This window comes from Kribbella sp. NBC_00889, assembly GCF_045207705.1.
GTDB lineage: Bacteria > Actinomycetota > Actinomycetes > Propionibacteriales > Kribbellaceae > Kribbella.
Genome location: NZ_CP108783.1, coordinates 4,445,746 through 4,467,566 on the forward strand (window position 1 = coordinate 4,445,746; position 21,821 = coordinate 4,467,566).

The following is a 21,821-nucleotide window of genomic DNA, read 5'->3' on the forward strand; positions in this document are numbered from 1 at the left end:
CTGCAAGACGGGTCGACACGATGAGGAGTGCAGCACGGTGGTGAGGCCGCGGACCTTCGAGTTGGTTCGTTACCGGGATCCCAGTGGCGTGTCGGGCACGGGAGTGGTCGCTGAGGGCTGCGAGTTCAGCGACGGGTCGGTGGCGCTGCGCTGGCGCGGTGACAATCCCGCGACAGCTGTCTGGCCGAATCTGCACTCGGTGCTCGCGGTGCACGGCCACCACGGCGCGACCGAGGTGCGCTGGATCGAGCCGCAGCCGGGGCCACGCCCGCATCCCGCCGCCGGCATCGACCACGTCTTCGACGAGCTGCACGACATCCATCCGCCCGCCTCCGTCGCAGATCCGTCCACGAGCAGCCACGCCCGAGGATGGGCAGGCGCCCGCCATCTCCGGTAGAACATGGCCGTGACACAGATTTATCTGGTCCGGCACGGGGAGCCGGACTACGAGCCGATCGACTCCCGGGGCTGGCCAGGTATGGCAGCAGACTCCGCCCCGCTCACCCCGCTCGGGACGAAACAGGCCCAGGAGCTCGCGGACCTGCTCAGCGGGATCGGAGCGACGTACCTTGTCAGCTCCCCGTTCACCCGCGCGCTGCAGAGCGCCGCGATCATCGGCCACCGGCTGGCCCTCGGCGTCCGGGTCGACTACGACCTCCGCGACTGGCTGCCGGACCACACCGGTGCGTGGCGGGGCATCGCCGACGTACGGGCCGCACAGGCCGAGTTCGAGGCGTACGACGGCGAGTGGCCGGAAGGCATCCAACGGCCCTGGGAGCCGCTGTCCCGGGTCCGTGAGCGGGCCCGTGCGGCACTCACCCGGCATTCCGCGAGCACGGACGGACCGGTGCTGGCGATCACTCACGCGATGGTCATCCGTGCCCTGACCGGCGAGACCGGCACCCTGCACGGAGCACACGAGTACTACCGGTTCGACCCGGCCGGCGAGGTCTGACCCCTCGGTCACCGGATAAGTGGCGCAAGTCACACCCGGTGATGACGTGAACACACTCTCCGCGTGATCTGGCCCCGATCACGACACGCGACGACACCTGCCGATAACGAATGGACCGAAGTTCGAGACAACAAGGGTTGAACTCGCCATGAGTTGAGCATAGTTTTCACCGAGCGCCCGTCCGCGCTTACGGTGAGTCAAGGAGGTTGCCATGTCGAGAGGGATGCCTCGCCTACCCCGCCCGCTCATGGATCTGTGGGACTGGCAGTCGCAGGCCGCGTGCCGCGACGTCAACCCAGAGCTGTTCTTCTCGCCCGAGTCGGAGCGTGGCGTGCGAAAACGTGCCCGCGAGATGGTGGCCAAGTCCCTCTGCGGGACCTGCCCGGTCCAGCCGGAGTGCCGGCAGCACGCACTCTCGGTCGGAGAGCCGTACGGCGTCTGGGGCGGCACCACGGAGTCGGAGCGCGACAACACCCTCCTGCCCGAGCACCGAAAGTCCGCGTGAGCCGCTGCTCGTCCACTCACCACGACAGAGGCCCTGACCGGCAGGGCCTGGGCGCAGGCTCAGGCCTTGCCGTCGTCGGGCTCTGAGGTGGTCTCAGCCTCTGGCGTCGTCTCGGAGCCGGAGTCCTTCGCCTTGGGCTTCGTCTCCGGCTCCTCGGGCTGCTCAGGCTTCGGCTCGGGCTTCTGCACGGCGTCCTGCGGTCGATCGTCCGGGCGGTCGTGAGGCTCGTCGTCGTGCGGCGGCTTGACCGTGGTCCGCGGGTCGCGGTAGCGATCCAGCGTCTTCAGGAAGTCCGGATCGTCATCGGGCGCGACCGGGCGTGCGGACGGCCGTGGCGGCCGGCCTGTGACTTCCCGACGACTGCCCTGGGTGCGCGACATGAGCAGCCAGACGATCGGCCCGACGAACGGGACGAACACGATCAGGACGATCCACACCAGCTTCGGCAGATGCGGCACTTCCTCGTCGGGCGTCTGGATGCAGGAGAACAGCGCGTACACGCTGAGCGCCAGGCTGATCAGGAACGGCAGGAATCGGACCACGCCCCCACAGTACGGCGTCAGCGCGCTGTGACGGTCAGACCCCGCGCGCGCAGTACCGAGTTCTCCAGCGGCCGGAACACCAGCAGTTCGATTCCGACGCCGACGACGAAGATCAGCAGGATGCCGGCGAACACCATCGAGATGTCCGACAGCGACATCCCGTTGTGCAGGAACTGGCCGAGTCCCTGACCGAGGTCCGGCGACGTCGCGATCAACTCGGCGGCCATCAACGAGCGCCAGGAGAACGCCCAGCCCTGCTTGAGTCCGCCGAGGAATCCGGGCAGTGCGGCCGGCAGCAGGATGTAGCGGATCCCACTCAGTCGTCCCGCTCCGAGCGCCTTCCCGACCCGCGGCAGGATCGGCGGCACCTGATCCAGACCGGACACCAACCCGTTCGCGATCGAGGGCACGGCGCCTAGCAGCACGACCCAGTAGATCGCCCGGTCGTTCAGCCCGAACCACAAGATCGCGGCCGGCACCCACGCCACCGACGGCAGGCTCTGCAACCCCGACACCAACGGCCCGATCCCTCGCCGTACGACCCTGATGTTGGCGATCGCCAGGCCGAGCGGTACGGCGATCAGCAGCGACAGCGCGAAGCCGATCACCGCGCGATGCACCGACACCCAGAACAGTTCGAGGATCTCCCCCGACGTCACCAACTGCCAGATCTGATCCCACACATCGATCGGAGCCGGCAACTTGAACTCGGGCCACAATGCCGCCGCCCACAACGCCTGCCACACAGCCACCAGCAAGGCGACAGCACCGATGGGTGGGAGCACCCCCGCCGCAATCCGCCGTGCCCGTGAGCCTTCCGACCGCTCGACCGGCGTGTCCAGCGCATCCAGGCCGGCCTCGACCGAGCCTTCTTCCTGAAGATCAAGCTGCGGCATGGCTACTGATCACCCTGCGAAGCTCGGTGTTGATCTCGTCAACTGCCTCAGCCTCGGGCAACTGGTCGACGTCCCACTGCCGCACGACCCGACCAGGCCGCGACGACAGCAGTACGACGCGTTGCCCCAGCCGCACGGCCTCGCGGACGTCGTGCGTCACGAACAGGATCGCCGTACCGGTCGCACGCCAGATCCGCAGCAGCTCTCCCTGCAGCACGTCCCGAGTGATCGCGTCCAAGGCAGAGAAGGGCTCGTCCATCAGCAGCAGCGACGGCTTGCCCGCACCGGAGCCGGTGTTGTCCGTCGTCGATGCCAACGCGCGGGCCAGTGCGACCCGCTGCCGCATCCCGCCCGACAGTTCGTGCGGACGCTTGTCACCGAGCCCGGCCAGCCGGACCAGCTCCAGCAGCTCAGCAGCCTTCGCACGCCGCCGTGCCTTCGGTACGCCGGCCATCCGCAACGGCAGCTCGACATTCCCGGCAGCCGTCAGCCACGGCATCAGCGCAGCCTCCTGGAACACCACCGCGGGCCGCGACGAGCTCAGCTCGATCCGTCCACTCGTCGGCTGATCCAGACCGGCGACCAGGTTGAGCAGCGTGGTCTTGCCGCAGCCGGACGCGCCGAGCAGGCAGACGAACTCACCCGCGGCCATCTCCAGATCGACACCCTCGAGCGCAACGACCGCCGACCGGCCGCTCCCGAACGCCTTGCCCACTTGGTGAAACCGCACCGGACTCACGCTGTCCACTACGGCCCGATCGGCCTCGACGATCGCGGTCATGGCTGCCTCCCTGGTGACTACTTCGTGTCCAGACCGGCGGCGTCGACGGCCGGCTTGCCTGCCTTGCTCAGTACGTCGTTCAACGGACCGAGGTCCGCGAATCCGGCCACCGCCGGTGCTTGTTTCGCGATGCCCGCGGTGACCTGGTCCTTGGCCAGTTGCGGGAACGTCGACGCGATCGGGTCCGCGGTGATCTGGATGTTCTGGAACGCGCGGTCGATGACAGCCGGCTTCAACGCCTTGCCGGTGGCTTCCTTGAGCTGCTTGTTCACCGCGGTCTCCGCGGCCGCCTTGTCCTTGTCCGCGAAGTCGATCGCCGAGACCAGGCCGGTCAGCAGCGCCTTCACGGTCTCGGGGTGCTCCTGCAGGAACTTGGTCCGCACGATCAGCACCGTGGTCGGGAACTTCCCGTCCGGCCACAGCGACGCCTCGTCGAGCAGCACCTTCGCGTCGGCGTCCAGCACCAGCCGCGACGACCAGGGCTCGGGCAGCCAGGCCGCGTCCACCTCGCCCTGCTTGAACGCGTCCAGCGTCTGCGCGTTCTCCAGGTTGGTGACCTTGACCTTCCCGGTGAGCTTGTTCTCGGCGAGCCAATTCTTCAGCGACACGTCCTGGGTGTTGCCGAGCTGTGGGGTGACGACGGTCTTGCCGACCAGGTCGGCCGGCTTGGTGATCGTCGGCTTCACCACGAGCTGCGCACCGCCGGACGTAGTACCGGCGATCAGCCGGACGGCCTCGCCGTTGGACTTCGCGTAGGCGTTGATCGCGGGACCGGAGCCGATGAACGACGCGTCCAGCGAGCCGCCGAGCAGCGCGCCAACGGCCTCCGGGCCGGCGTTGAACTTGGTCGGCACCAGCTTCGTGCTGCCGAGTTCCTTGGTGAACAGGCCTTGGTCGAGACCAACCAGGGCGGCGGCATGGGTGACGTTCGGGAAGTAGCCGAGCCGCAGCTCGGTGGCTGGGCCCTTGTCGGTCGACGCGACCGGAGCCTCGTCGCGGTCGGCTCGCGAGCAGCCAGTGACGGCGGCCGACAGAGCCAGGACGGCGGCAAGCAGGCGGACAGGACGGATGCGGTGGATACTCACAAGCGGACCTTCGGTGGTGCAGGCGGCCGGACGGCCGCGGGCGGAAGGAAAGAGCAGGTCAGGAGGCGGTCTCGACGAGCTCGCGCTCGTCGTCCAGGACACGTTCGGCCTCGGCCACGGCGCGGCGGCCGGCGAACAGTACGCCGTACGCGACGACCGCGGCCCAGCCGAGGACCAGGACGCCGTACGCGAGATAGCGCGGGCCGGCGGCGACGTCGAGGCCATTCATCAGCGTGCGGGCGTTGGTCAGGATCAGCACCAGGCCGACACCGACACCGAGCCAGCGAGTCGCCAGTCGGGACACCAGCCAGGCGGCCAGCGGTGCCGCGAGGACGCCGCCGATCAGCAGCGCGGCGACGATGCCGTACGGCAGGTTCTTCCCGCCGAGTCCGAACAGGAAGCCGATGCTGGCGGCGACCGAGACGAGGAACTCCGCGGCGTTCACCGAGCCGACCGAGCGTCGCGGCGCGAGCTTGCCGCTGCTGAGCAGCGCCGAGTTCGCCACCGGGCCCCAACCACCACCACCGGTGGCGTCGATGAAGCCGGCGACCAGACCCAGCGGCCCGAGGAACCGGCCCGCCGGCCTGCCCTCGATCACGGCCCGCACCTTGCCGGTGCCGAACCGGGCCAGGATGTAGACGCCGAGCAGAAGCAGCAGGGCGGCAACCCACACCGATGCCGACTCGGTCGACAAGCTGGACAGGAACGTCGCACCGGCGAACGCGCCGACGGCTCCCGGCACACCGATCAGCGCGACCACGCGCCAGTCGACGTTGCCGAAGCGCCAGTGCGAGATACCGGAGGCGAGTGTGGTGCCCACCTCGGCGAGATGGACGGAAGCGGACGCGACGGCCGGGGTGATCCCGGTGATCAGCAGCGCTGTGCTGGCGGTGACGCCGTAGGCCATGCCGAGGGTGCCGTCGACGAGTTGGGCGACGGAACCCAGCAACGCGATCAGGATGAGACGACGCACGGAACTGCTCCTACGGGTCGGGAGGAGACGGTGACGGAGGGCGGAGTCCTACGCCGAAGGTCGACAACCCGAAGAGTTCACGCGCAGCAGGTCGACGTGCCGGCGCCGCGTGAGCGCGTCGCCGGGAGCGTTTCGAGTGACCTGCATGAGTCCATGAAAGCGGACAAAGTCGAGTGACATGCTCAGGTTTCGGGATGTGAGACGACAAATCGCTGAGCGGACGGACTCATCGGCCGGTTGTGGTCAGAATGTTGAAAGCCTGGCGGCGGGCTGCCTACGGTCCTCGGGGTGCCGATGAGCCTGAGGAGCCGCCTGATGCCTGATCTGCCGGACGGTTGGACGCCTGGGGGTCCACTGAACGCCGGAACGCTGAAGACCGAGTACGCCGTCCGCCCACTGGGCACCGACGTGTCGCGGCCTCGGTTGAGCTGGATCGCCACCGCCCCCGGGTACGGCGCGACCCAGACGGCGTACCGGATCCTGGTCGCGAGCACGCCGGAGCTGCTGACGCCGGAAAGTGCGGATGTCTGGGACTCCGGCACGGTGAGCTCGGCGCGGACCTTCGGCATCGAGTACGACGGCCCGCCGCTGACCGCACGCACGCGCTACCACTGGACCGTCCAGCTGTGGGACGGACTGGACCGCCAAGGCGAGTGGGCTACACCGGAATGGTTCGAGACCGGCCTGCAGGACGAGGGCTTCGGATCTGCCCGGTGGATCGGCGGCCAGGTGGAAAGCGCTCCACTCCTGCGCAAGGCCTTCGCCCTCGACGGCACCGTGCGACGCGCGCGCCTCTACGCGAGCGGTCTCGGGTACGCCGACCTGCGCCTCAACGGTCAGGCGGTGAGCGACGCGGTCCTCGACCCCGGCTTCACCGACTACGACCACACCGTGCTCTACGTGACCCATGACGTCACCGAACTCGTCCGCGCCGGCGACAACGTGGTCGGTGCCGAGCTCGGCCGAGGCTTCTTCGGACTCACGTCGCCGAACGCCTGGCGCTGGCACGAGGCCCCATGGACCGCCGAACCGAGGCTGATCGCGCGCCTCGTCGTCGAGTACGACGACGGCCACACGACCGAGGTGGTCTCGGACGAGTCCTGGCGCATCACCGGCGGACCGACCCTCTCGGACTCCCTCTACACCGGCGAGACGTACGACGCCCGCCGCGCCCTCCCCGCCTGGGACGCGACCGGCTTCGACGACTCCGCCTGGTCCGCAGCCTCCGTGGTCGACGCGCCGAAGGGACAGTTGCAAGGACAGGCGCACGAGCCGATCCGGGTGGTCGAGACCGTCGCGCCCGTCGAGCTCACCGAGGTTCGGCCCGGGGTGTGGATCGCGGACTTCGGCCAGACCACAGCCGGCTGGACCAAGCTCACCGTCACCGCGCCGGCCGGGACAGTCGTTGGCCTGACGCACGGTGAGACGCTTGCTGACGGCAACGTCGTCGCGGTGAACCGGCACGTCGAGGGCGACCGGATTCAGCGCGACGAGTACATCGCCGCCGGCAACGGTGTCGAGGAGTGGGAGCCACGCTTCTCCTACAAGGGCTTCCGCTACGTCCAGATCGACGGGCTGACCGAGCGACCCGACGTACTGATGCGCGTCGCGCACTCCGACGTCGGCACGGTGACCAGGTTCACGTCGGCACAGGCGCCGTACGAGCAGTTCGACCAGGCGATGCGGCGGACGATCCTGAACAACCTGCATGGCATCCCGACCGACACGCCGTTCATGGAGAAGAACGGGTGGACCGGGGACGCGCAGGTCGGTGGGCCGACGATGTTGGCGACGCTGGACATGGCTCGTTTCTTCACCAAGTGGCTGGGCGACATCCGCGACAGCCAGGCCGAGTCCGGGCAGCTGCCGGTGATCGTGCCGTCCAGCGGCTGGGGCTTCACCGACCTCTCCCCCGCAACCGAGTGGCCGACTGTCTACCCGTTCCTGCTGCGCGAGATGCACCGCTCGTACGGCGACGAGCGGCTGCTGCGCGAGCACTGGGACTCGCTGACTCGCTACCTGGCTTGGGAGCTCGACCGGGTCGATGACGGGCTGTCCGTCAGCGTGCTCGGTGACTGGCTGCCACCCGGCTACGGCCGCGGCCCGGCGCCCGAGGACCGTCGGCTCACGGGTACGGCGTACCTCTATCGCGCCGTTCTCGCGGCCGCTGAGATCGGTGAGCTGATCGGCAAGCCGAACGACTACCGGAAGGCGGCGGCCGAGCTGGCCGACGGGCTGAACCGGACCTTCCTGGATCGCGAGGCCGGGCACTACCGGTCGGCCGACGACCCGGACTACCGGCAGACGTCGAACGCGGTGCCGCTGGCCTTCGGGATCGTGCCCGACGAGCTTGTCCCCCGGGTCGCCGCGAACCTTGCGGCCGACGTGGAGGCGCGTGGCTTCCACCTCAACACCGGCTGCCTCGGCGTCGGCGAACTGCTGCCGGTGCTGACCGCCCACGGGTACGGCGAGGCCGCGACGAAGGTCGCGTTGCAGCGCTCGTATCCGAGCTGGGGGTACTGGTTCGACCTCGGCGCGGACACGATGTGGGAGAAGTGGGAGGAGGACTCGCGGTCGCGGAACCACTACTTCCAGGGCACCGTCGTGCAGTGGATCTACGAGAACGTCGCCGGACTCCGCAACGTCGACGCGGGCTGGGAGCGGATCGTGGTCCGGCCGGACGCACGCGACGAGACGAGTTCGGCCGGCATCCACACCGACACGATCCGCGGGCGGGTCTCCGTGGTGTGGCGGCAGGTCAGCCGGGTGCTGTCCCTCGAGGTCCAGGTGCCGGTCGGTACGACGGCCGAAGTCCACGTACCGTCCGCGGCGTCGTCGGAGGTCACCGTCGTACCGGGTCAGTTCGCGAGCGAACCGTCGTACCAGGACGGCTACACCGTCTACACGGTGCCGGCCGGGCACTGGAGCTTCACAAGCCGGTCGGCGTGACCTTCGTGTAGAGGAGATCGCGCACCGCCCGGCCCTCGGCCTGGGCGCGGGACTCGAACTTGGTGACCGGACGCCACTCCGGGCGCGGGGCCCAGCCGTCGTACGCGTTACGCAGCAGCGGCTCGGCCTCGCACACCTCGAGCATCCGGTCCGCGTAGTCCGCCCAGTCGGTTGCCAGATGCAACGTTCCGCCGGGCTGCAGCCGGGACGCCACCAGCGCGACGAACGGCGGCGTCACCAGCCGGCGCTTGTGGTGCCGCTTCTTCGGCCACGGGTCCGGGAAGTAGATCCGTACGCCGGACAAGGCGCCCAGCGCCACGTGGTCGCGGAGAAAGTCGAGCGCGTCGCCGTCCAGCAGCCGGACGTTGTCGAGGTCGTACTTCTCCACCCACAGCATCAACTGCCCGAGACCGGGCGGGTACACCTCGGCGGCCAGGTGGTTGACCTCCGGCGCGGCGACCGCGAGCTGGGCGGTCGCGTCGCCCATCCCGGATCCGATCTCGAGTACGGTCGGCGCCTCCCGGCCGAACCACTCGTCGAGATCGACGTCACCCGGCGGCAGCTCCTCCAGCTTCCGGCCCAGCCCGGACCAGCGCGTCTCCCAGACCCGCTTCTGCCCGACTGTCATCCGGACAGTGCGCCGGACGTGGCTGAACACGCCCGCCTGTCTGACCTGATCCGTCCTTTCCACTACGCCGAGTCTAGGAAACCCGCCTCAGAACTCGATCGCGAGGGTGCGGGAGGTCTCCAGGTAGGTCTTGAGGTTGGCCAGGATCGGGGCCCATCCGGTGCGCCAGCCCTCGACCGCATCGGCGGCGATCTCGTCGTGCACGACCTGCAGCTTGACCACAGTCGACCCGGCCGGCTCGATCGTGAACGTCACGCGGCCCGGCACCTCGTCGCGCCGGGACTCCAGGAACTCGTTCTTGAAGGTGTAGGCGAGCGTCTTCGGCTCGTCGTACACCAGCACCTCGCCGGAATCGGTCAGGCTGTCGTCGGCACTGTCGTAGAACCGCACCGGCGAGCCGACGGTCCAGTCCGACTCGATCCGCCGGCCGAACCAGTACAGCTGGGTGAACGCTCCCGAAGTGAGCGCCTCCCACAGCTTCTCCGGGGTCGTCTCGATGTAGGTGACGTGAATCATCGCGGGCTTGCTCATCTGTCCTCCTCGAGCGCCGCTTTCAATGCGCTGAGGGCGCGCAGTTTGTCGCGCTCGTAGTTGCTCAGCCATCGTTCGGCGATCTCGTTGATCGGTACCGGATTGAGGTAGTGGAACTTGTGCCGGCCGCGCTTGACGGTGACGACCAGGTTCGCGTCCTCGAGCAGGCGCAGATGCTTGGTCACGCCCTGCCGGGTCAGCTCTGGCAGCAGCTCGCACAGCTCCAGCAGGGTCTGCCCGTTCCGCTCCCGCAACGCGTCCAGCAACCTGCGGCGTCCCTCGTCCGCCAACGCCTTGAACACCAGCTCCACCCCTCAATAATAGGCAACTAAAAGGTTGCCTGTCAACGACGAGTGATCCACGGCGGGCAGGACTGCCTGCTGCTCAGTCGTCCCAGAAGAGGCGCGCGACGGTGTTGTGGGCGCGGCGGGTGATGCGGAGGTAGTCGTCGGAGAAGCGGCTGGACTCGCCGGGCGGGTAGCCGCAGATCTGGGCGACCGAGGAGAGGTCACGGGGATCGCGGGGCAAGGAATCGCCAGGCCGGCCGCGGACCAGCATGATCGCGTTCCGGATCCGGGTCGCCAGCTCCCACGCGTCGCGCAGGGTGGCCGCCTCGGCCGCTTCCACCAGGCCTGCGTCCACCGCGACCCGCAGTGCGCCGAGGGTGCGCGTCGTACGAAGCTCAGGCAGGCGATGCGCCTCGCGAAGCTGCAGCAGCTGCACAGTCCACTCGATGTCGGCCAGGCCGCCGCGGCCGAGCTTGGTGTGTGTGCTCGGGTCGGCACCACGCGGAAGGCGTTCCGCGTCCACGCGGGCCTTGATCCGGCGGATCTCCATCACGTCGCGTTCGCTGACCCCGTCGGCCGGGTAGCGCAGTGGGTCGATCAGCTCGCGGAACGACGCGCACAGCCCGGGATCACCGCACAACGGGTCGGCTCGTAGCAGTGCCTGCGCCTCCCACACCGCCGACCAGCGCGCGTAGTACGAGGCGTACGACGCCAGCGTCCGGACCAACGGCCCTTGGCGGCCCTCGGGACGCAGGTCGGCGTCGATCGCGACGGCGGGATCCGCGCCCGGCAGGGCGAGCAGCCGGCGCAGCTCGGTCGCGGCCTGGGTCGCGAAGTCGGTCGCCGCCCGCTCGTCCGCACCCGGTAGCGGATCGTGGACGAACATCACGTCGGCGTCACTGCCGTACCCGAGCTCATGGCCCCCGAAGCGACCCATCGCCACGATCGACATCCGCGTCGGCTCCGGTTCGCCCTTTGCCACCGCGCGCTTGGCCACCTCGAGCGCAGCGGTCAGTGTGCCCACCGAGATTGCGGTCAGGCCTTCCCCGACAGCCTCGACCTCGAGCAGACCGGACAGGTCGGCCGCGGCGGTCCGGAAGAGCTCGCGGCGCCGGACCGCACGAATCGCGGCCACCGCCGCCTCGGGTTGCTCCTGGCGGCCGGCAGCTGCAGACATCTCGACCAGCAGTGCCTCTTGAGAGCGCGGGACCAGTTCGCGTTCGTCGGCGAGCATGGCGGTCGCCTCCGGAGCACGCTGCAGCAGGTCCACGGCGTACCGGCCGCTGGCCAGCAAGTGCGCGAGGCGCTCGGCCGAGGCTCCCTCGTCGCGGAGCTGACGCAGGTACCACGGGGTCGACCCGAGGTGGTCCGAGATCGTCCGGAACGCGAGCAAGCCGGCGTCCGGGTCGGGCGATTCCGCGAACCAGCCGAGCATGGCCGGCAGCAACGCCTTCTGGATCGACGAACGCCGCGACACTCCCTCGGACAGCGCCTCGATGTGCCGCAGGGCCGAGGCGGGATCGGCGTACCCGAGGGCGGTCAGGCGTTGCTTGGCGGCCTCCGGGGTCAGGCGGACCTCGCCGCCGGGGATGCGGGCGACGGCCGCGAGCAGCGGGCGGTAGAACAGCTTCTCGTGCAGCCGCCGGACCTCGAGCGCGTGCTTCTTCCACGCCGCGGTCAGGTCGGTCACCGGGTTCTTGGTGAAGCCGAGCGAACGGCCGAGGCGGCGGAGGTCGGCCTCGTCGTCGGGGACCTGGTGGGTACGGCGCAACCGGTACAGCTGGATGCGGTGCTCCATCGAGCGGAGGAAGCGGTAGGCGTCCGCGAGCACGGCGCCGTCGGTGCGACCGACGTACCCGTTGGCAGTCAACGACTCGAGCGCGACCAGCGTCGTGCCGCTGCGGACCGCTTCGTCGCTGCGGCCGTGCACGAGTTGCAGGAGCTGTACGGCGAACTCGACGTCGCGCAGACCGCCTGGACCGAGCTTCAGTTGGCGGTCGACGTCGGCCGCCGGGATGTGGTCGATGACGCGCCGGCGCATGGCCTGGACGTCGTCGACGAAGCCTTCACGGTCGGCCGCGGACCAGACCAGTTCGGCGGTCTTCTCGGCGTACTGCTCGCCGAGCTTGGCGTCGCCGGCGACCGGGCGCGCCTTGAGCAGGGCCTGGAACTCCCAGGTCTTCGCCCAGCGTTGGTAGTACGCGAGGTGGCTGTCGAGGGTGCGGACCAGCGGGCCGGACTTGCCTTCGGGGCGGAGGGCGGCGTCGACCGGCCAGAGGGTGCCCTCGCCGGTGTGCTCCGAGCAGATTCGCATCGCGGCGGCGGCCAGGTGGGTCGCGGTCTTGAGGGCCGGGACCTCGGGGTCTCCGTCGTGCGGTTCGGCGACGAACAGGACGTCGACGTCGCTGACATAGTTGAGTTCGCGGCCACCACACTTGCCCATGGCAATGATCGCGAGGCGGCAGTCGGCGGCGCCGGGATGGGCGGCGAAGTAGGCGTTGCGGGCGATGTGGAGCGCGGTCTCCAGGGCTCCGCCGGCGAGGTCGGCCAGCACGGCGGCGACCTCGTCGACCAGCAGGCCCTCGGCGAGGTCGCGGGCGGCGAGGCGGAGCAGGAGGCGGCGGTACTCGATCCGCAGCGCGTCGACCGGGTTGGGTGCGTCGACGGCCGTGGCGAGTCGGGCGCGGACGTCGTCAGGTGTCGGGCGTACGGCGGCCAGCGCGGGGTCGGCCAGGTCGTACCAGTGCCGTGGGTGCACTTCGAGGTGCCGCCCGAAGGCCTCACTCGCGCCGAGCACGAAGACGAGCCGACGGCGGAAGTCGTCGTCCATCTCCAGCGTGCGTGCGAACGCGGCGACGTCGTACCCGTACCGGTGCAGCGCCTCCGCGATCCCGCAGAGTCCCTGCAGTGCGAGGTCCGGATCCGCCGACTCCGACAGCGAGTTGATCAACTGTGTGGTGGCGAGCGGACTGTGCGAGGCCAGGGCGTCCAGTTGCTCCAGCATCACCCCGGCCCGCTGCGGATCCCCGAAGCCCAGCCGAACCAGCCGGCCTTCCCAGGAACCCCTCCGAGCCTCAGCCACCCCAGCAGGCTACCCGTGCCCCTGGGACGGCGAACTGGGCACCTCGGATGGATACCAAGTGTGTTGCAGTGGATACACGGTGTCGTGTAGCGGATTCGGGCTGTAGTCGGCATGATGGCTGTTCATGGTCATGATGACGGGGTCGCTCGCCGTGCGGGGCACTGTGGTCTGGTTGACGCCTCAGCAGGGTGGGCGGGCGTCCGGGCCGCCCGAGCCGGACTACGACTACGACTACACAGCCACCGCGTACCTGCCGCCGCGCAGCACGGAGGACGGGCAGGCGGGGATCGCACTCCGGCGGTTCGCACCGGGCGCCTGGCGGACGCCGGCGGAGGGGATCCTCGTCCCGTCCAAGGGCAACCGCGCCCAGCAGGTGATCCCGGGATGCATCGTGGTGATCACCGAAGGGATCCGCCCGGTCGGTCTACTCACGGTGGAAGAGGTCCACGCACTCGCACCGGACGGCACCCAGGTGATCTCGTCCGCCGAGCCCGCACCGCTCCCGGACCTCACCATGACCGCGCCGGCCTCCCCGACCGATCCGCCGTACCGGCACTCCACCGCCGCGGCCCGCTGGACGACCACCTCGGAGCACGCCTCCGATCAGGCGCCGCTCCACGCCGCCGAGCTCTGAACACACTCTGTCGCAATCCGGCATACCCAGTGTTACCGCCGGTTCTTCTTCGTCCACGGCACCGACGGCCTGCCGAAGTACTCCACCGTCATCGGCGCCGTGACCGACGGGCTGCCGGTGCTGGACCGGATCGCGGCCTCACCCCAGCAGCCCGTGCGGATCATCGACGTCCTGATCGGTTGATCAGAACGCGAACTGGTTCAGTACGGCGAACTTGTCCGTCGCACCCTCGTTCGATACCGCCACCACCCGCCGGGTGATCGTGTGCGATCCCCCGGCCGGCAGGTCGAGCTTGAACTTGCTCATCGTCCAGATCGCCTGCGAGTACCCGGTGAAGGCTCCGCTGTCCGCGCCGTACACCAGTCCGTAGGTCTGGTTGTCAGGGCCGGTCCCGGACTGCCCGATCCAGCGCTTCGCGTCCGGCGTCTGCGCGAACGGTCCACCACTGGTGACCGGCGCGCTGCCCGACACCGCGGAGCGCGATCCCGCGCCGTCGTGGTCGAGGGCGTCACCGACCCACACCGTCAGCGGCGCACCCGTCGCGTTGGTGAAGGTCGTCGCGGCAGTGACGAACTGCTCGTCGGCCGTCGCGGTGTACGTCGTGACCACCTTCAGGTTCGGGTTCTCCGAGGAGGTCCCGGTGGCCTGGACGACCGCCTTCTCGCCGGTGTTCTCGACGATGCGTACGTCGGTCGACCGCACCTGCAACTGCTGCCACGCGCTGCCACCGGTGGGTTCGGTGGTGCTGACGTACGGCAGGTTGATCCAGTCCAGCTGGTCCGGCTGGCCGGTGATCGCCATGTCGACGACCTTGCCCGGGGTGGACGGGCTCATCTGCGAGTCCTGGAACACCTTCGCGATCGCCATCGCCAGGTGCTTGTTCTCGATCACGATGTCACCGACGCCACCCTCGACCAGACCGCTCGGGAGCCGCTTGCCGATACTCGCGTCGACGTTGACCGGCGACACCTCCAGATTTGCCTGATAGGTGCCGCTGTCGCCGGCCTCGACCTCCTTGGCCGCGGTCGCGAAGCCCACCTGCGCGACCTGGATGGTATACGTGCCGGCACCCTGCGACAGCCCGACCTGGTAGTTGCCCTCAGCATCGGTCGTGGTCCGGCCGACTGCCGTACCGTCCTGGACGACCAGCACGGTGCTGTTCGCGGCAGGACCGCCGGTGACCTTGTTGGTCACCTTGCCGGACACGACCGGCCACGGCTCGGCCGTCGTACCACCCGGGGTGAAGGCGTACAGGTTGCCGTCGAACGCGCCGGCGACCACGGTGTTGCCGCTGACCGCCGGACCTGCCGACACCCAGGTGCCGATGTCCTGCGACCACATCGGCTGGCCCGTCCGCGCGTCCAGCGCGTAGAACCCACCACTGTTGGCGCCGACGAACAGCGTGTTCCCCGACAGCGCCGGCGAGGTGAACGAGCCACCCCGGTACTGCGATCCAGGCAGCAACTGATCCCAGATCACGTCACCCGTGGTCGCGTTCAGAGCAGTGATCGCACCACTCGGGAAGGACATGTAGACCGTGTTGCCCTTGATCGCCGCCGCGGACGGGGTCGCGCCGCTGCTCACCAGCGACGGGTGCGAACTGCGGTAGCTCCACAGCACCGCGCCGGTCGCACCGTCGCGCGCCACGATCCCGTTGTTCGAGCCGATGAACACCTTGCCGTCGGCCGCGGACGGGATGCCGTCCTGCCAACCGCCGAGGCTTTCCGTGCCCTGCCACAGCTTCGCACCGGTCTTCAGGTCGTACGCGATCACGCGATCCGCGGTCTCGTTGCCGACGTACACCCGTCCGTCGGACACGGCCGGTGTGCCGTCACTCATCGTGGCGCCGCTCATCGGTGCGGCCCAGACCCGCTGACCCGTCGTGGCGTCGAGGGCGAGGAGCAGACCGGTGGCCGCCTCGCCGAAGCGCGTCTGGTACGGGAACAACACCTTGCCATCGGCAACCGTCACGCCGTAGTACCCATAGGTGCGCTGGTTGTTGCCTTCCGGCGCCGGCCCGGGGTCGTTCTTCCACTTCAGTGCGCCGGTCCTGGCGTCCAGCGCGAACAGCGTGCCGCGCAGGGTCGGGACATAGACGAGGCCGTCGGAGACGGCGACGCTGCCGTGCACCGAGGACGGCACGGTATAGCTCCACAGCTTCTTGCCGGTGGCAAGCGAAACCGCGTGGACCGCGGCATTGCCGTCGCCGTTCTCATCCCGCGTCCCGGCGTACACGACGCCGTCGACGATCGCGGGCGAACCGGTCAGGAAGGTGCCCTTGGTCCGGTAGGACCAGGCCAACCGCTGACCGGCAGCGATCGCGTCGGTGGCGACCCCGTTGTGCGAGGCGTCACCGTGGTGCTGCGACCAGTTGGCTCCGGCGACCGGCTTGATCGCCTTCTCGTTCGTGAAGGTGAAGTCCGAGGTCCGGGTCCACGTCGCCCCGGTCTTGTCGGCTGCTTCCACAGTGAGCTGGTGCTTGCCGGCGTTGATGCCGTTCGGCAGGGCGGAGTACCAGGTGAACTCACCGGTCGCGCTGAGCGGCCGCCACGAGCCCTTGTCGAGCTTGAAGCGGACCCGGACCGGCTGGTCGGTGGTGTCGTAGGCGTTGACCTGGATCCCGGGGAACCCGTTCAGCGGGACCGCGGTACCGGGCGCCGGCGACACGATCGTGAGGTCCTTCTCCGCGCCGTAGATCCGGAACGGGTTGTCGAAGGCCTTGTTGTCCATGTGCACGAACCGGAACCCGCGCGGCGAGTTGTCGATCGTGTACGAGCTGGACACCGTCTGGATGTGCTTCGCGGTGCCGGCGAAGTCGCTCTTCGGCTCCACGTCGTTGGAGTGCTCGTGGCCGACCAGGATCAGCTCGGCGCCGTACTGCTCCAGCACCTTGCCGTACTCGTCGTACACCGACGGCGAACCGAACGGCACGTTCATCGGCTGGTGGGTGAGCACGACCAGGTGCTTGCCCTCCTTCATGTTCCGGGCGAGGTCGGCCTTGACCCACTCGAGCTGCTCGGCGAACGGCGCGGCCCCGTTGTTCTCCAGGACCAGGAAGTGCCGGTCACTGTAGTCGAACGAGTACCACTCCGGACCGACGTGCTTGCGGTAGTTGTTGATCCGGGCCGCGTACGTCGCTCCCGCGGCGTACTCGTGGTTGCCGACCGCCGGCCACACCGGGACCTTCGAGTTCGCCGTGCTCTTCTTGTAGAACTCGAACTCGGAGTCGGTGGCGCTGTTGGTCAGGTCGCCGCTGACCTGGATGAACGCGAGCTTTCGCTGCGTGGAGTTGATCTCGGTGATCTGCTCGGGCAGCTGCGCGTTGACGTGCGGGTCCGCGACGTTGGCGAAGGTGAACCCGCCGGCCGCGGAGGCCTGGTCCTTGCGGAGGCCGAAGTTGACCTCCTGGCCGGCGCCGTCGGCCAGCTGGCCGAGGCTGCGGAAGAACTTCGGGGTCATGTTGTCGTCGGTGCCGACCGAGTAGCCGGCCGGCTGGGTGACGAAGACCAGGTCGACGTCACGGCGATCGACGTCGGTCGTGAACGTGTAGTGACCCTGGGCATCGGTCACGACGCTCTGCTGACCGTCCGACACGCTGACGCCGGCGATGCCGGCCTCACCCGCGTCGATCCGGTTGTCGGCGTCACGGTCCTCGAAGACCGTGCCGGTGATGGTGGCGCTGGGACCGTCGACTGCGTCGGCGACGACCCCGGTCAGCGGTACGCCGATCACCATCACGGCCAATCCGGCGGTGACGCCGTACAGGAGTTTGTGCCACTTCGTTGTTGGTCTGTGATCGCGAGACGAGCGGGTCAGGCGGATCATGCGATACGTCGCGGGCAGTCGCTGTCTCATCGGACAGGATTGAACCGCGACTCCTCCTTTCACAGTGGTCGCCGAACTGTCGGCGGTGGCTGATTGGATACGAGGCATGTCCCGCTTTCGCTTGGTCCCCACCCCAGTGCAGGCAGCTGGGCTGCTCGCACAGTGTGGCCATGCGCGGTACGTGTGGAACCTCGCCTTGGAGCAGTGGTCGATGTGGACGTCTGACAAGGGCTCCAGCCCAGGGTTCGTCGAGCAAGCTCGGCAGTTGACCGAGGCGCGGGCCGCGTTCGGCTGGTTGCGTGATGGGTCGCAGACCGTCCAGCAGCAAGCGCTGCGGGACTTCGACCAAGCACGCCAGAACTTCTTCGCCGGCAGCCACGGCCGCCCGAGGTGGCGGAAGGCCGGAGAACACGAAGGATTTCGTATCGTCGGTGCGCAGGCCGGCCGAGTCGAGCGCGTGAACCGGAAGTGGGGACGGGCCCTGGTGCCTAAGGTCGGCTGGGTGCGGTTTCGGGCAAGCCGCGCAGTACCGCGGGCGAAGTCGTATCGCATAACCCGCGATCGGGCCGGACGGTGGCATATCGGATTCGCCGCCGTACCTGATCCGATCCCGCCACCAGGCACCGGTGACGTCGTCGGAGTTGATCGTGGCGTGGCCGTGTCTGCCGCCTTGTCCACCGGAGAGCTGCTCAATTGCCCAGCTATGTCCGAGTTCGAGCGTCGGCGACTGGTCCACCTTCAACGGCGACTCAGCAGAGCCCAGCGCGGCTCGAACCGCAGGAAGCGGGTGGTGGCCATGATCGCAAAGGTGCATGCCCGCGCTGTGGACCGCCGTAAGGACTGGATCGAGAAGACCTCCACTGATCTGGCGCGTCGATTCGACGTGATCCGAGTCGAGGACCTCAAGATCACGCAGATGACGCGGCGCCCGAAACCGAAACCGAACCGAGTCAAGCCAGGTACGTTCCTGCCGAACCGACGACGCGCCAAGGCCGCGCTGAGTAGCGGCATCCTCAGCAGCGGCTGGGGACTGCTGGTCCAGCGGCTCGAGCACAAAGCTGTGGGCCGCGTCGAGCGAATCTGCCCTGCCTACACGAGTCAGACCTGTTCGCGCTGCGGGCACCGCGAGCCTCGGAATCGCGAGAGTCAAGCGTTCCGATGCCGCTCCTGCGGCCACCGCGACCACGCTGACATCAACGCCGCCATCAACATCGCCGCCGGACGGGCGGTCAGTGCACGCCGAGACACACCCGTTGGTGAGTCGGTGAAGCGTGAACCTCAACTCACTACCTCCGCGTAGATGGGCTGGAATCCTCGTCGTTCAGGGCGGGGAGGACGTCAAGCGATGAGGAACCTTTCTACGAACCAGAAGAGGCCGAAGGCGGCGACGACCCCTGTCGCCGAACGGACCACCGGAACCGAGAGCCGGGTCCGGCGGATCAACAGGACCAGCGGGAACACGGCGAGCAGCAGCAACGCCTGACCCGCCTCGATGCCGACGTTGAAGCTCAGCAGCGAGACGAGCAGTTCCGGACTGACCTGATCGGTGATCCGCAACGACCCGGCGAAACCGAGCCCGTGCAGAAGACCGAAACCGAAGACCACCGGGAGCCGGTGGCGGGTGGAGCCGAGCAGGTTCTCGACCGCGACGAACGCGATCGAGAGCGCGATCAGCGGCTCGACGATGACCGGCGGCACGGACAGGCCGCCGAGCAGGGTGGAGATCAGCGTGACGCTGTGCGCCACGGTGAACATCGAGATCACCTGGACGAGACTGCGCAGGTTCACGGCGCCGAGGATCAGGGCGACGACGAACAGGACGTGGTCGAGCCCGGTCAGGATGTGCTCGACGCCCATCTTGCCGAACTGGAGACTCGACGTGGCCAGCGTGTTGTCGCCGACGGTGAAGTCGTGGTGGGAGCGGTCGAACACGGTCCGGCCGGAGCCGCTGTCGAAGGTGTACTCGACCAGGTTGGTGTGGTCGTCGGCGACCGCCTCGGACATGGCGAAGACGCTGTACTGCAGGCTGAACGCGCCGGAGGAGCCGGGGCACTCGAACACGAGCCCGAGGTCGGCGTACGCCTTGGTGGCGCGCCGGCCGACCGATGTCGTCTCCAGCGACTGCTCACACGCGGCACCGTCGACGGCGATGACCACCCGGTCGTGCAGGTACTCCGCGATGCGGTCCTTGGCCGTGTCCAGGGCTTGCGCGCGCTGACCGTCGTCCGTGGTCGGTGCGCCGAGGTCGACAGCTCGCCCGAGTACGTCGTACTCGAGGCTCAGCAGATACGTGACCCGGCTGCCGTCCTGGTGCACGGTCGAGTACCCGGTCGAAGCGATCACATGAGCCGAGGCCGCCGAGGCTCCCGTGAGGAACAACAGGACGAGCAGTCCGATACCCACCAGCAGTCGCCGCATGAGACCCGATCCCACGCGACCCCGGCGACCACTAGATGACCACTCAGGAAACTATTTACCGCCACCACGCGGCAAATCGCCACTCAACCGCACTACCCCACCACGTCCACCCGCCGGCCAACCGCACGCGCACCACCCGCCAGGGGCCCGCCCGTGATCGGCTGGCGGCTTGTTTCCCCGATAGCGCGTTGCAGTGCGCCACTCATCAAGAAACCCGCCAGCGGATGGCCTGCTAGCCGGATTCACCAGCCCGCCGAGTGGCTGTGCACCCGCGAGGCAGCACGCTGGGGAAGATCCGTGGTTCTAGAGGACAGGTAGGAGCTTGTTGAGTTCGAAGGGGGTTACCTGGCGGCGGTAGTCGAGCCATTCGGCGCGCTTGTTGCGGAGGAAGAAGTCGAAGACGTGCTCGCCGAGGGTTTCGGCGACCAGTTCGCTGTCCTCCATCGCGCTGATGGCCTCCGCCAGGCTGCTCGGCAGCGGCTTGATGCCGAGTGCCTTGCGCTCACGCGGCGTGAGCGCCCAGATGTCGTCCTCGACCTCGCGCGGCAGCTCGTACCCGTCCTCGATGCCCTTCAGCCCAGCGGCCAGCATCAGCGCGAACGCGAGGTACGGGTTCGCCGCCGAGTCCAGCGACCGGAACTCGACCCGCGAGGACTGCCCCTTGTGCGGCTTGTACATCGGCACCCGGACCAGCGCGGACCGGTTGTTGTGCCCCCAGGAGACGAACGACGGCGCCTCGTCACCGACCGCGAGCCGCTTGTACGAGTTCACCCACTGGTTCGTCACCGCGGTGATCTCGGCCGCGTGCTGCAGCAGCCCGGCGATGAACGCGCGCCCGGTCTTGGACAGCTGGTACTGCGCGCCGCCCTCGAAGAACGCGTTCCGGTCACCCTCGAACAGCGACATGTGGGTGTGCATCCCGGACCCGGGCTGGTCGCTCAGCGGCTTCGGCATGAACGAGGCGTAGATCCCCTGGGTGAGCGCGACCTCCTTCACCACGACGCGGAACGTCATGATGTTGTCGGCGGTCGACAGCGCGTCGGCGTACCGCAGGTCGATCTCCTGCTGGCCCGGCCCGCCCTCGTGGTGGCTGAACTCGACCGAGATGCCCATCGACTCCAGCATCGTGATCGCCTCGCGGCGGAAGTCGTTCCCGATCCCCTGCGGGGTGTGGTCGAAGTACCCGGACGAGTCGACCGGCTCCGGATGCGTCCCGGGCGCGCCGGTGAGCGACTTGAACAGGTAGAACTCGATCTCGGGGTGGGTGTAGAAGGTGAACCCCAGATCGGCCGCCTTGGACAGCGTCCGCTTGAGCACGTGCCGTGGGTCTGCGAACGACGCGGACCCGTCCGGCATGTTGATGTCGCAGAACATCCGCGCGGTGCCCATCGTCTCGCCGCGCCACGGCAGGATCTGGAACGTCGACGGATCCGGCTTGGCCAGCATGTCCGCCTCGGTCACCCGCGCGAACCCCTCGATCGCGGACCCGTCGAACCCGATTCCCTCGGCGAACGCGCCCTCCAGCTCGGCCGGCGCCACCGCCACGGACTTCAGGAACCCGAGCACGTCGGTGAACCAGAGCCGCACGAAGCGTACGTCGCGCTCCTCCAGCGCGCGCAGCACGAACTCCTGCTGCTTGTCCATCGGTCCACCTCTCACGGCGTCGGTCGGTTCTCACACAGTGTGCCCCGGCTCTGTTAAGCAGACGTTACGTGCTGCTGGGGACATCG

The 21,821-nt window shown here is 68.6% G+C and carries 19 protein-coding genes; 6 read left to right on the top strand and 13 right to left on the bottom strand.

The features are described 5' to 3' along the window. The first annotated feature begins 37 nt into the window (after positions 1–37). From OG817_RS21445 to OG817_RS21455, 3 genes are all read left to right on the top strand, one after another. Positions 38–397, top strand: a complete 360-nt coding sequence (locus OG817_RS21445; protein ID WP_406057204.1) for a hypothetical protein — start codon at positions 38–40, stop codon at positions 395–397. A 3-nt stretch (positions 398–400) separates the two neighbouring features. Next, a complete protein-coding gene (locus tag OG817_RS21450) occupies positions 401–955 on the top strand; it encodes a histidine phosphatase family protein (protein WP_406057206.1) in 555 nt (184 codons plus the stop codon). 211 nt (positions 956–1,166) lie between these two features. Next, on the top strand, positions 1,167–1,460 hold the full coding sequence (locus OG817_RS21455; protein ID WP_131350551.1) for a WhiB family transcriptional regulator: 294 nt from the start codon (positions 1,167–1,169) through the stop codon (positions 1,458–1,460). Positions 1,461–1,519: 59 nt separating this feature from the next. Here OG817_RS21455 and OG817_RS21460 read toward each other — a convergent pair whose 3' ends face one another. From OG817_RS21460 to OG817_RS21480, 5 genes are read right to left on the bottom strand one after another with little or no spacing between them, the layout of a single operon-like run. Continuing rightward, positions 1,520–2,002: a PLD nuclease N-terminal domain-containing protein gene (locus OG817_RS21460; RefSeq protein ID WP_396389228.1), complete on the bottom strand. Its 483-nt coding sequence runs from the start codon at positions 2,000–2,002 to the stop codon at positions 1,520–1,522. 17 nt (positions 2,003–2,019) lie between these two features. Next, on the bottom strand, positions 2,020–2,898 hold the full coding sequence (locus tag OG817_RS21465) for an ABC transporter permease (protein WP_406057208.1): 879 nt from the start codon (positions 2,896–2,898) through the stop codon (positions 2,020–2,022). Then, positions 2,885–3,679, bottom strand: coding sequence for an ABC transporter ATP-binding protein (locus OG817_RS21470; protein WP_396389226.1), 795 nt, complete (start codon positions 3,677–3,679; stop codon positions 2,885–2,887). Before OG817_RS21470 ends, OG817_RS21465 begins: the two co-directional genes overlap by 14 nt. 17 nt (positions 3,680–3,696) lie before the next feature. Further along, positions 3,697–4,764, bottom strand: a complete 1,068-nt coding sequence (locus tag OG817_RS21475; RefSeq protein WP_406057211.1) for an ABC transporter substrate-binding protein — start codon at positions 4,762–4,764, stop codon at positions 3,697–3,699. Between the two features lie 58 nt (positions 4,765–4,822). Continuing rightward, entirely contained in the window at positions 4,823–5,737 is a 915-nt protein-coding gene (locus OG817_RS21480; RefSeq protein ID WP_396389224.1) for a sulfite exporter TauE/SafE family protein, read from the bottom strand. A 315-nt stretch (positions 5,738–6,052) separates the two neighbouring features. On the opposite strand from OG817_RS21480, the gene OG817_RS21485 reads away from it, so the two are divergent. Next, entirely contained in the window at positions 6,053–8,686 is a 2,634-nt protein-coding gene (locus tag OG817_RS21485) for a family 78 glycoside hydrolase catalytic domain (RefSeq protein ID WP_406057213.1), read from the top strand. Here the strand turns inward: OG817_RS21485 and trmB are convergent. From trmB to OG817_RS21505, 4 genes are all read right to left on the bottom strand, one after another. Then, the gene (gene trmB, locus OG817_RS21490; RefSeq protein WP_406057215.1) at positions 8,667–9,377 is read right to left on the bottom strand and encodes a tRNA (guanosine(46)-N7)-methyltransferase TrmB; all 711 of its coding nucleotides are present in this window, start codon (positions 9,375–9,377) and stop codon (positions 8,667–8,669) included. The genes OG817_RS21485 and trmB overlap by 20 nt on opposite strands. Before the next feature lie 24 nt (positions 9,378–9,401). Next, a complete protein-coding gene (locus OG817_RS21495; RefSeq protein WP_406057217.1) occupies positions 9,402–9,845 on the bottom strand; it encodes an SRPBCC family protein in 444 nt (147 codons plus the stop codon). Then, positions 9,842–10,156, bottom strand: a complete 315-nt coding sequence (locus OG817_RS21500; protein WP_396389220.1) for an ArsR/SmtB family transcription factor — start codon at positions 10,154–10,156, stop codon at positions 9,842–9,844. The genes OG817_RS21495 and OG817_RS21500 overlap by 4 nt, the downstream gene beginning before the upstream one ends. Before the next feature lie 73 nt (positions 10,157–10,229). Beyond that, positions 10,230–13,136, bottom strand: coding sequence for a bifunctional [glutamine synthetase] adenylyltransferase/[glutamine synthetase]-adenylyl-L-tyrosine phosphorylase (locus tag OG817_RS21505; RefSeq protein ID WP_406057475.1), 2,907 nt, complete (start codon positions 13,134–13,136; stop codon positions 10,230–10,232). Between the two features lie 202 nt (positions 13,137–13,338). On the opposite strand from OG817_RS21505, the gene OG817_RS21510 reads away from it, so the two are divergent. Continuing rightward, positions 13,339–13,848, top strand: coding sequence for a hypothetical protein (locus OG817_RS21510; RefSeq protein WP_406057219.1), 510 nt, complete (start codon positions 13,339–13,341; stop codon positions 13,846–13,848). Positions 13,849–13,880: 32 nt separating this feature from the next. Here the strand turns inward: OG817_RS21510 and OG817_RS21515 are convergent, their stop codons facing one another. Both OG817_RS21515 and OG817_RS21520 read right to left on the bottom strand, forming a co-directional pair. Further along, positions 13,881–14,012 (bottom strand): hypothetical protein, encoded by a 132-nt coding sequence (locus OG817_RS21515; RefSeq protein WP_396389218.1) that lies wholly within the window; start codon positions 14,010–14,012, stop codon positions 13,881–13,883. Positions 14,013–14,031: 19 nt separating this feature from the next. Further along, a complete protein-coding gene (locus tag OG817_RS21520) occupies positions 14,032–17,703 on the bottom strand; it encodes a PQQ-binding-like beta-propeller repeat protein (protein ID WP_406057221.1) in 3,672 nt (1,223 codons plus the stop codon). A 76-nt stretch (positions 17,704–17,779) separates the two neighbouring features. Between OG817_RS21520 and OG817_RS21525 the strand changes: the two genes are divergently transcribed. After that, positions 17,780–18,973, top strand: a complete 1,194-nt coding sequence (locus OG817_RS21525) for an RNA-guided endonuclease InsQ/TnpB family protein (RefSeq protein ID WP_396389216.1) — start codon at positions 17,780–17,782, stop codon at positions 18,971–18,973. Between the two features lie 38 nt (positions 18,974–19,011). Here the strand turns inward: OG817_RS21525 and OG817_RS21530 are convergent, their stop codons facing one another. After that, positions 19,012–20,091: a HupE/UreJ family protein gene (locus OG817_RS21530; RefSeq protein WP_406057223.1), complete on the bottom strand. Its 1,080-nt coding sequence runs from the start codon at positions 20,089–20,091 to the stop codon at positions 19,012–19,014. Positions 20,092–20,394: 303 nt separating this feature from the next. After that, positions 20,395–21,735 (bottom strand): type I glutamate--ammonia ligase, encoded by a 1,341-nt coding sequence (glnA, locus tag OG817_RS21535; protein WP_393383224.1) that lies wholly within the window; start codon positions 21,733–21,735, stop codon positions 20,395–20,397. Positions 21,736–21,821 lie beyond the last annotated feature (86 nt).

Excerpts from the sequence above, each read along its gene's own strand:
- OG817_RS21455 (WP_131350551.1), top strand. The coding sequence starts at position 1,167 with ATGTCGAGAGGGATGCCTCGCCTACCCCGCCCGCTCATGGATCTGTGG.
- OG817_RS21525 (WP_396389216.1), top strand. The coding sequence starts at position 17,780 with ATGTCCCGCTTTCGCTTGGTCCCCACCCCAGTGCAGGCAGCTGGGCTG.
- OG817_RS21470 (WP_396389226.1), bottom strand. The coding sequence starts at position 3,679 with ATGACCGCGATCGTCGAGGCCGATCGGGCCGTAGTGGACAGCGTGAGT.
- glnA (WP_393383224.1), bottom strand. The coding sequence starts at position 21,735 with ATGGACAAGCAGCAGGAGTTCGTGCTGCGCGCGCTGGAGGAGCGCGAC.
- OG817_RS21450 (WP_406057206.1), top strand. The coding sequence starts at position 401 with ATGGCCGTGACACAGATTTATCTGGTCCGGCACGGGGAGCCGGACTAC.
- OG817_RS21505 (WP_406057475.1), bottom strand. The coding sequence starts at position 13,136 with ATGCTGGAGCAACTGGACGCCCTGGCCTCGCACAGTCCGCTCGCCACC.
- OG817_RS21465 (WP_406057208.1), bottom strand. The coding sequence starts at position 2,898 with ATGCCGCAGCTTGATCTTCAGGAAGAAGGCTCGGTCGAGGCCGGCCTG.
- OG817_RS21515 (WP_396389218.1), bottom strand. The coding sequence starts at position 14,012 with ATGATCCGCACGGGCTGCTGGGGTGAGGCCGCGATCCGGTCCAGCACC.
- OG817_RS21510 (WP_406057219.1), top strand. The coding sequence starts at position 13,339 with ATGGTCATGATGACGGGGTCGCTCGCCGTGCGGGGCACTGTGGTCTGG.
- OG817_RS21520 (WP_406057221.1), bottom strand. The coding sequence starts at position 17,703 with ATGAGACAGCGACTGCCCGCGACGTATCGCATGATCCGCCTGACCCGC.
- OG817_RS21485 (WP_406057213.1), top strand. The coding sequence starts at position 6,053 with ATGCCTGATCTGCCGGACGGTTGGACGCCTGGGGGTCCACTGAACGCC.
- OG817_RS21530 (WP_406057223.1), bottom strand. The coding sequence starts at position 20,091 with ATGCGGCGACTGCTGGTGGGTATCGGACTGCTCGTCCTGTTGTTCCTC.
- OG817_RS21495 (WP_406057217.1), bottom strand. The coding sequence starts at position 9,845 with ATGAGCAAGCCCGCGATGATTCACGTCACCTACATCGAGACGACCCCG.